The 7,987-nt window shown below is 67.8% G+C and carries 8 protein-coding genes and 2 pseudogenes; 3 read left to right on the top strand and 7 right to left on the bottom strand.

Features of this window, described 5'->3' with window-relative positions; all coding sequences use genetic code 11:
- Window positions 1-319, bottom strand: a pseudogene (locus tag VHS75_RS19385) (B12-binding domain-containing protein); the annotation flags it as partial.
- A gap of 7 nt (window positions 320-326) precedes the next feature.
- Here VHS75_RS19385 and VHS75_RS19380 point away from each other — a divergent pair.
- Window positions 327-2,000, top strand: a pseudogene (locus VHS75_RS19380) (vitamin B12 dependent-methionine synthase activation domain-containing protein); the annotation flags it as partial.
- Here the strand turns inward: VHS75_RS19380 and VHS75_RS23135 are convergent.
- A complete protein-coding gene (locus VHS75_RS23135) occupies window positions 1,997-2,524 on the bottom strand; it encodes a hypothetical protein (protein ID WP_414694368.1) in 528 nt (175 codons plus the stop codon). The pseudogene VHS75_RS19380 and the gene VHS75_RS23135 sit on opposite strands and share 4 nt — an antisense overlap.
- 103 nt (window positions 2,525-2,627) lie before the next feature.
- Between VHS75_RS23135 and VHS75_RS19375 the strand changes: the two genes are divergently transcribed.
- Window positions 2,628-3,047 carry a translation initiation factor 2 gene (locus VHS75_RS19375; protein WP_329640258.1) on the top strand — a complete coding sequence of 140 codons (420 nt, stop codon included), beginning with the start codon at window positions 2,628-2,630 and terminating at the stop codon, window positions 3,045-3,047.
- Between the two features lie 50 nt (window positions 3,048-3,097).
- Here VHS75_RS19375 and VHS75_RS19370 read toward each other — a convergent pair whose 3' ends face one another.
- Window positions 3,098-4,219 (bottom strand): hypothetical protein, encoded by a 1,122-nt coding sequence (locus VHS75_RS19370; protein ID WP_329640257.1) that lies wholly within the window; start codon window positions 4,217-4,219, stop codon window positions 3,098-3,100.
- Between the two features lie 142 nt (window positions 4,220-4,361).
- On the opposite strand from VHS75_RS19370, the gene VHS75_RS19365 reads away from it, so the two are divergent.
- The gene (locus tag VHS75_RS19365) at window positions 4,362-5,159 is read left to right on the top strand and encodes a hypothetical protein (RefSeq protein WP_329640256.1); all 798 of its coding nucleotides are present in this window, start codon (window positions 4,362-4,364) and stop codon (window positions 5,157-5,159) included.
- Between the two features lie 90 nt (window positions 5,160-5,249).
- Here the strand turns inward: VHS75_RS19365 and VHS75_RS19360 are convergent, their stop codons facing one another.
- The 4 genes from VHS75_RS19360 to VHS75_RS19345 all read right to left on the bottom strand — a co-directional run.
- Entirely contained in the window at window positions 5,250-5,510 is a 261-nt protein-coding gene (locus VHS75_RS19360; protein WP_329640255.1) for a hypothetical protein, read from the bottom strand.
- Between the two features lie 117 nt (window positions 5,511-5,627).
- Window positions 5,628-6,284: a glutathione S-transferase family protein gene (locus tag VHS75_RS19355; RefSeq protein ID WP_329640254.1), complete on the bottom strand. Its 657-nt coding sequence runs from the start codon at window positions 6,282-6,284 to the stop codon at window positions 5,628-5,630.
- Window positions 6,285-6,410: 126 nt separating this feature from the next.
- Window positions 6,411-7,532, bottom strand: coding sequence for an amidohydrolase family protein (locus tag VHS75_RS19350; RefSeq protein ID WP_329640253.1), 1,122 nt, complete (start codon window positions 7,530-7,532; stop codon window positions 6,411-6,413).
- A gap of 106 nt (window positions 7,533-7,638) precedes the next feature.
- Window positions 7,639-7,987: hypothetical protein (locus tag VHS75_RS19345; RefSeq protein WP_329640252.1), on the bottom strand; the 349-nt coding region annotated here is incomplete at its 5' end.

Below are 7,987 nucleotides of genomic sequence, written 5' to 3'. Positions count from 1 at the left end.
CGATGTTCTTGCCGATGTCGTGGACATCGCCCTTGACGGTGGCCATCAGGATCTTGCCCTGGGCCTGGCGCGGCGCATTGCCCTTCTCGGCCTCCATGAAGGGTTCCAGCCACGCCACCGCCTGCTTCATCACCCGCGCCGACTTCACAACCTGGGGCAGGAACATCCGGCCCGAGCCAAACAGGTCCCCAACCACGTTCATCCCGTCCATCAACGGACCCTCAATGACGTGCAGCGGCCGCTCCACGCCCAGCCGCGCCTCCTCGGTGTCGGCCTCGATGAATTCGGTGACGCCATGAACCAGGGCGTGCTGGATGCGCTTGGCCACCGGCAGGGATCGCCAGGCGGCCGAGCGCCCGCTGCACGTCATCGAAGGCCCGTTGATGGACGGCATGAACGTAGTCGGCGACCTGTTCGGCTCGGGCAAGATGTTCCTGCCCCAGGTGGTGAAGTCGGCGCGGGTGATGAAGCAGGCCGTGGCCTACCTGATGCCCTTCATGGAGAAGGAAAAGGAAGGCAAGCCGCGCGAGCACGCCGGCCGCATCCTGATGGCCACCGTCAAGGGCGATGTCCACGACATCGGCAAGAACATCGTGGGCGTGGTCCTGCAGTGCAACAACTACGAGGTGATCGACTTAGGCGTCATGGTGCCGGCCGACCGCATCCTGGACGAGGCGGTGGCGCACGGCGTCGACATGGTGGGCCTCTCCGGCCTGATCACGCCGAGCCTCGACGAGATGGCCTATGTGGCCGGCGAGATGGAGCGGCGGGGCATGAAGATCCCGCTGCTGATCGGCGGCGCCACGACCTCCAAGACCCACACGGCGGTGAAGATCGAGCCGAAGTACAAGGGCTCCCAGACCACCTATGTGCTCGACGCGAGCCGCGCCGTGGGCGTGGTCTCCGGCCTGCTCTCGCCCACCGAGCGCGACCGGCTGATGGCGGAGACGGCGGCCGATTATGTGAAGGTCCGCGCGGCCTTCGCCCGCGGCCAGGACAAGCGCGCCCGCTCCACCCTGGACGAGGCGCGCGACAACGCGTTTACGCCGGACTGGACCACCTACGACCCGCCGAAGCCGTCATTCATCGGTACACGGACGTTTGCGGCCTATGACCTGGCCGACCTCGCCCGCCACATCGACTGGTCGCCGTTCTTCGCCAGCTGGGAGCTGATCGGGCGCTACCCGCAGATCCTGGAGGACGACGTGGTCGGCGAGGCTGCGCGCGACCTCTACAAGGACGCGCAGGTCATGCTGCAGCGGATCATCGGCGAGCAGTGGTTCGAGGCGCGCGGCGTGGTCGGCTTCTGGCCGGCCAATTCCGACGGCGACGATGTGGTGCTGTGGACCGACGAGACCCGCACCGTCGAACTCGCCCGCCTCCACACCCTTCGCCAGCAGATGGCCAAGGACAAGACCCAGGCCGACGGCGGCCGCGCCAATGTGGCGCTGGCCGACTTCATCGCCCCCATCGGGACCAAGCCCGACTGGATCGGCGGCTTCGCGGTCACCGCCGGCCACGGCGAGGCCGAGATCGCCAAGGCCTTCAAGGACAAGGGTGACGACTATTCGGCGATCATGGCCGCGGCCCTGGCGGACCGCTTGGCGGAGGCCTTCGCCGAGGCGTTGCACCGGCGGGTGCGCACCGAGCTCTGGGGCTATGCGCCGGACGAGGCCTGGGACATCGACCACATGATCGCCGAACAGTACCGGGGGATCCGGCCGGCGGCGGGGTATCCCGCGCAGCCGGACCACACGGAGAAGGGGACGCTGTTCAAGCTGTTGGACGCCGAGGCGGCGACGGGGCTGAACCTGACCGAGAGCTACGCCATGTATCCGACGGCGGCGGTGAGCGGTTTGTACTTCGCCCACCCGGAGAGCCACTACTTCGGGGTCGGGCGCATCGAGCGCGATCAGGTGGAGGACTATGCGCGGCGGAAGGGTTGGCCGGTGAGTGAGGCGGAGCGATGGTTGGGGCCGATTTTGAACTATGAGGCCTAACTCGCTGCGTCGGAAAAGCGCTTAAGAATTCTAACGGTCATCCCTGCGATTTCGCTGGCATCACGAGCTTTCAGAAGCCGACGCAGCTCGTCGTCGGTCGGTCTCCGCGCGCCAGAGCCCGAAGACGGGATCGCAGATCCCACAAGCTCATGGGCGATTGCTGCGGCCGCGCCACCGGTTGATCCCACAGGCAAGAGAAAGGCCCCGACTGAATCTGCCGCAGCGCGCTCCGCATGGACGCCACCCGCAACGACGAGGCGATCATCGACAAGCTTTCCGCCCCCGAGAAAGACGACTGCACCGGAGACCCGCGCCATTTCTCCCCGTAGGGCAGCCCATTGCTCATCGTTTGGTTGCGAACCGTCGATTGGTTGGCTGAACGGGCGAACCAGTAGGCGCCGCTCCAAGTCCCAACTCCCGGATCGCTGGATAGATTCGAGGAATCCGCTGAGGGCGGCGGGCGCGACCGTCAGCCCTGAGCCACTGACGAGATTGAAGCCGGCATCGCCGAGTGCGCTTCCCACACTGTGGGCGATCTCACTAAGCGTAAACGCCCGCTCACACAATCACAAGTTGACGTCGACCATTTCACAGGTCTGACTACAGTCAAGCTTGGGGGGAAATTTCATGCGAATCTTAGTGGTGGCGGGGCTTTGCCTCGCGCTTGGCGGCTGCGCGACGGTTACGCGGGGCTCGAACGATACATGGACGGTAAACACCGAGCCGTCGGGGGCGGCGGTGAAGACGACCAACCAGTTCTTCTGCGAGGCGACACCTTGCACCTTCAAGATGCCGCGCAAATCGGAATTCGACGTCACGATCACCAAGGCCGGATACAAGGCCTGGACCGGTCACGTGACCCACCACGTCAGCGGCGCGGGCGGGGCAGGGATGGCAGGCAACGTCCTGGTCGGCGGCCTGATTGGCATCGGCGTCGACGCCTACTCCGGGGCGATGAACGACCTGGTGCCGAACCCGCTGTCGGTGACGCTGGAAAAGGCCGAGGGCGAGGAGAAGCACGCGAGCGCCGCCGAACCGAGCCGCTAAGGGTCACTCCGACGGCCGGCCTCAAGGGCGGGTGTGGGCAGCCGCGCTGGCTAGCGAGGTACAGCGCGTCCAATGAGTGGAATCGCTGGCCGCGCCTCAAGCAACGCCGCGGCATGTGGCGGCGGCGCCTGCGCTTCCGGCGCCGGCGCGGCGGGCGCTGCGGCGGCCGGCTTTTCGGGCGCCGGCAGGGTGAGGCTGATCGTGTCGCCGTCGCCAAGCTTCGGCGCCGTCGTCGGCGTGATGGTGATCTGCGCCGGGGGACCGGCAACGAACGCGACCTTCTCCTGGGGTGTTCCGTCCGCCTTGGCGGCTGCGACATCGACCGCGATCTTGACGGGCGTCTTCATGGTCAGGTCGACGTGGGCCGGCTTGTCCGCCGGCTGGGTCCCTGAAGTGGGGGCGGCGGTGACGCCGGCCTTGATGAAGTCCGCGTTGGCGTTGATCTTGCCGGCCAGATCCACAGCGATGGTTTGAACGTCAAACTTCGTGGCATCCACCTTGTAGGCCAAGGTCGGAGGGGTGGCGGTCGCGGCTGTCGATTGGCCGTTGGAGCCCGGCGTCAGGGAACTCGTGATCGAGCCCTCCGCAGCCGCTAAAGAGCACTCGTTGTGAATTCCAAGAATGGTGGACCGTTCGGCGGCGGCGTTGATCTTCGTGGGGTCGCTCGCGTAGGTCGCGTTGAGCGACGTCACGTACTTGCTCATGTCGGCCCAGTAGAGCGACTGGATCGCCTGGGTCACATGGGAGACGGAAAGCGCGTTGAGATACTCGGTCGAAATCCCCGCTTTGGCGCCGGTGAAGATCGACGTCGCGGCCGTCAGGGCGTGCGCTGTCGCGACGGGTTTGAAGGCGGTCGCCAAGGCGGATGTGGTGGTTCCAAGCAGGCCCAGAGCGTAGTTGTCGCCGGCGACGCTTCCGAACAGAGAGTTGAGGAAGATCGCGCAGCGGGTCTGGGAGTCCTGAACCAGCGAGTGCGCTTTCTCGTACTCCGTCGAGCCCGACGGCTTGTCCGTCAGCGGCGTGGCCGAGAGCTGCAGGGGCTGTGGGATCGATGCGCAGCCCGATACAGTCAGCGCAGCCAATGTGGCCGCCAGCAATTGATTGCGGTGCATCGCGCCAATCCCCCGATTGCGTGTAATTTGACAGCTAGCAACCGGCGATTGTAGAGTCAACAGGGTTCGTGGAACTGTGTTTCGCTAACGGATGTTCGCGTTTTGTTCTGGACTTTGTAAGGGATTGTGAGAAGCTTCGGCTGGCGCTCTTGCGCCCTTGGCGGCGCGTCGGCGGGCTACGATCCTTGGCGGGAATTCAGCGATGGCGGATGGGGCGGTGGGCCGGCCGGCGGGAGCGTCGGCCGGGGAGGTGGTGTTTTTCTCCGAGGAGCTGGGGCGGACGATCTGTGCGCGGGTGGCGGCGGGGGAGACCCTGGCTTCGGTGTGCCGCTCGCCGGGAATGCCGCATCGGCTGACGGCGACCAACTGGCGGCGGCATCCGGAGTTTGGCGCCGCCATGGCGGCCGCTCTCCTGGCGGCGCGCACGGCGCGGCGGGTGGAGGAGCGGGCGGTGGCGGCCGCCTGGATGGCGCGGCCGAAGCGCCCGGGCGGGCGACGGCCGGTGTATACCCCGGAGCTGGGCGAGGCGATCTGCCAGCGGCTGTCCGACGGCGAGAGCCTGTTGGCGATCACCCGCGGCCCGGCGATGCCCGGCGCGCCGACGATCTTCCGATGGGTGCGGCAGTATCCAGAGTTCGAGGCGATGTATGTGACTGCGCGCCAGGAGCAGGCCGACTACCTGCTGGACGAGGCGCGCGAGGTGGCGTTGGCGGCGACGCCGAAGAGCGTCTGGGCCGACCGGCTGCGGTTCGACACAATCCGCTGGATGACCGCGCGCCTGGCGCCCAAGAAATACTGCAAACCGATCCTGCTGGTGCGCGAGGCGGCGCAGATCCGGGCCGAGGAAGCCGAGGCCAAACGCGACCGATTGGCCGAGAATGAGGGCGGCGGGATGACGGTGATCGTCAAGCGGTTCTGCGACGTGACGCCGGAGGATGAGGCTGAGGCCGATGCGACGGAGCGGGCCTATGAGCGGCGGGCGCTGGGGCGGCGGACCTAGGTCCCTGTCGCACAGGGGCCCTTGGCCGACTGCAAAGGGCGCCGCGGCGGCCGCGGCGCCCTCTGTCACCGGTGGTCCTGGAGCTGGCGCCTAGAACTTGATCCAGACGCCGTCGCGCCAGTAGCCGCGGCCGCGGTGTTCATGCCAGCGGTAATGGTCCTGCGGGCCCCAACGCCAGTCGTCGGGGTGGACCACGACGTTGAACTCCGGCTTGTAGTCGTAGTGGCCTTTGACGTGCCAGCATTCGTTGGCCGCGTTGCAGACGACCTCGGCCGAGGCCGAGGTCGCCACCACCCCGGCGGAGCCGAGGGCGATGGCGGCGGCGAGGGCGCATTTCACAGCAAGTTTCATGTGAGCTGTCTCCTTTTTTGGGTTGTCCCGGCGGCCGAACGCATTGGCCGGCGATGGGTTGCTTGCGGATCGGGGGACATACTCATGTTCTGGTTTTGTTCATATCGGTGGGCCTAGCTACGCCCCCGCCTGGGCCGCGGTGAACACCGCCAGCTGGGCGGCGAAGGCGCGCTGGTAGGCGGGGCGGGCTTCGCCGCGGGCGACGTAGGCGGCCAGGCTGGGGTATTCGTCCAGCAGGCCAGAGGCGCCCAGGCGCCGCAGCACGTGGACCATCATCAGGTCGCCGGCGCTGAAGGCGCCGTCGAGCCAGTCGGCGTCGCCGAGGCGGCTGGCGAGTTCGCCCAGGCGGCCGCGGATGCGATCCTTGATGAGGGGCAGGCGCTGCTCATGCCAGGGCTGGTCACGCTCCACGAGCATGGCCATGGAGAGATCGACGATCGGCGGCTCGACCGTGCTGAGCGCGGCGAACATCCAGCCGATGGCGCGCGAGCGGGCGTTGGTGTCGGCGGGCAGCAGGCCCGGGTGACGCTCGGCGATATGCAGCACGATCGCCCCGGACTCGAAGAGGGCGAGGCCTGCACCGTCCTCATAGGTCGGGATCTGGCCGAAGGGGTGGAGCGCGAGGTGGGCGGGCGCTTTCATCTGCGCGAACGGGACCAGGCGGACGTCGTAGGGCCGGCCTACTTCCTCCAGCGCCCAGCGGACGCGCATGTCGCGCGCCAGGCCCCGGCCGCGGTCGGGCGACTGGGCGAAGGCGGTGATGGTGGGGGGCATGGCGTCTCTCCGCGTCCGTTGGTTCGCACCCTAGGACGAACCACGCCCACGCCGCACGACAGGCGACCTCGCTTTTTCGCCCACGAGAGTTCGCGGGCCGAAGCCGTCAGCCGAGCGCCCCTTCGCCTAGGCGATCGCCGGCTGTGCGAGGCCCAGCATCTGTTCGAAGTTCTTCGAATAGAACAGCTCGCGGTCGGCGTCCGAGAGGTCCCCGAAGGTCCGCTCGAAGCGGCCGATGGGGTCGTTGGTGCCCTCGGGGTGCGGATAGTCGCTGGAGAACATGTAGAGGTCGGCGCCGCTATCCTTGATCAGATAGCCGGCGTCCTCGCCGGGGAACGGCGTGAACTTCACGTGGCGGCGGATGATCTCCGACGGCTTGGCCGACAGCGCCTGCAGGTAGGGGTCGGTGCGCCCGAAGCTGCGGGCGCCCATGTCCATCTGGCGCAGGAACCCCGGCACCCAGTAGGCGCCATATTCGATGACGCCGCCGCGCAGCTCCGGGATGCGGTCGAAGACGCCGTCATAGACCAGCGCCGCCAGGAACATCTCCGCCGAGTGCGGCAGGACGACATAGTCCTTGAAGCGCAGGTTCTCGCCGCCGCCGTGCAGGTCCGGCGAGGGCGCTCGGCCGTTGTTGAGGTAGGCCGGCGGCAGCACGCGGGAGCCTGCGCCGATGTGCAGGACGAACGGAATGCGCCGGGCCGCCAGCAACGCCCAGAAGGGATCCAGCTCAGGGTGGCCCGGCGAGCGCTCTCCGCCCGGCGTCGAGGGCACCCAGACGGCGCCGCAGCCGAGGCGGATGGCTTCCTGCGCCTCCTCGACGGCGCGAGCCGGATCGTCCAGCGGCACATAGGCCACGCCGATCAGGCGATCGTCCTTGCAGAAATCCGCCATGGCGCGGTTGGCGGCGCGGGTTCCGGCATAGACGACGTCGGGGTCCGACGACGTGCGGAACGGCCGCAAGGCCGAGGTCGGGAACACCAGCTGGCTGGCGAAGCCCAGCTCGTCCAGCGCGCGCGTCCGCTCGGCCGGATCGCAGGCGCCGTAGGCCAGGCGGCCTTTTGGCCCGGCGATCAGGCCCTCGATCACCTTTTCCTTGGGCGCTGTGACCGGTGGCCGCGTCGAGGGCGGATCGCGCCGCAGCAGCCGATCCTTCATCGCACCCTCGGCGAAGGGGACCAGCCAGTCGGCCGGCTCCATCAGGTGGCTGTCGGCGTCGTGATAGACCCGGCCCTGAGCATAAGGCATGTGGCTTCCTCCCGGGCTCTTCACGGCCCGACGCCGCACTATCCCCTGCGATCAGCCCTGCCTACAAACAGTTTTTGGGCCGGCGGCGAACGCGTGCGGCTGAGGTCTACCGCCCGCCGACCTTGCCGGCCGTCTCGGCGGCGGCGCGGCGTTCCTCGGCCCGCGCGCCGGAGAGGATGCCGGGGAGCGCGTAGTTGCCCTCGTGGCAGGCGTATTCGAACACCTGGCCCTTCAGGGGATGGAACTCGTACTCGCCGCCCCAGGGCTGGGCCCAGACGCTGGGGTCTTCGACGGTGAAGCGGTAGAGCAGCCGGTCCTTGCCCACGCGGGTGAAGCGCTCGGTGACCTTCAGGGTCTTCCAGGCGCCGAAATAGGCCTGGGCCTGCGGGAAGTGGTCGGTCTCGACGACCAGGGTCTCGCCCTCGTAGCGGCCAATGCTGTCGCCGAACCAGGGC

This window comes from Phenylobacterium sp. (genome assembly GCF_036264965.1).
GTDB lineage: Bacteria > Pseudomonadota > Alphaproteobacteria > Caulobacterales > Caulobacteraceae > Phenylobacterium.
The sequence above is the reverse complement of the archived record's forward strand: the minus strand, read 5'-3'. Positions and strand labels throughout refer to the sequence as shown.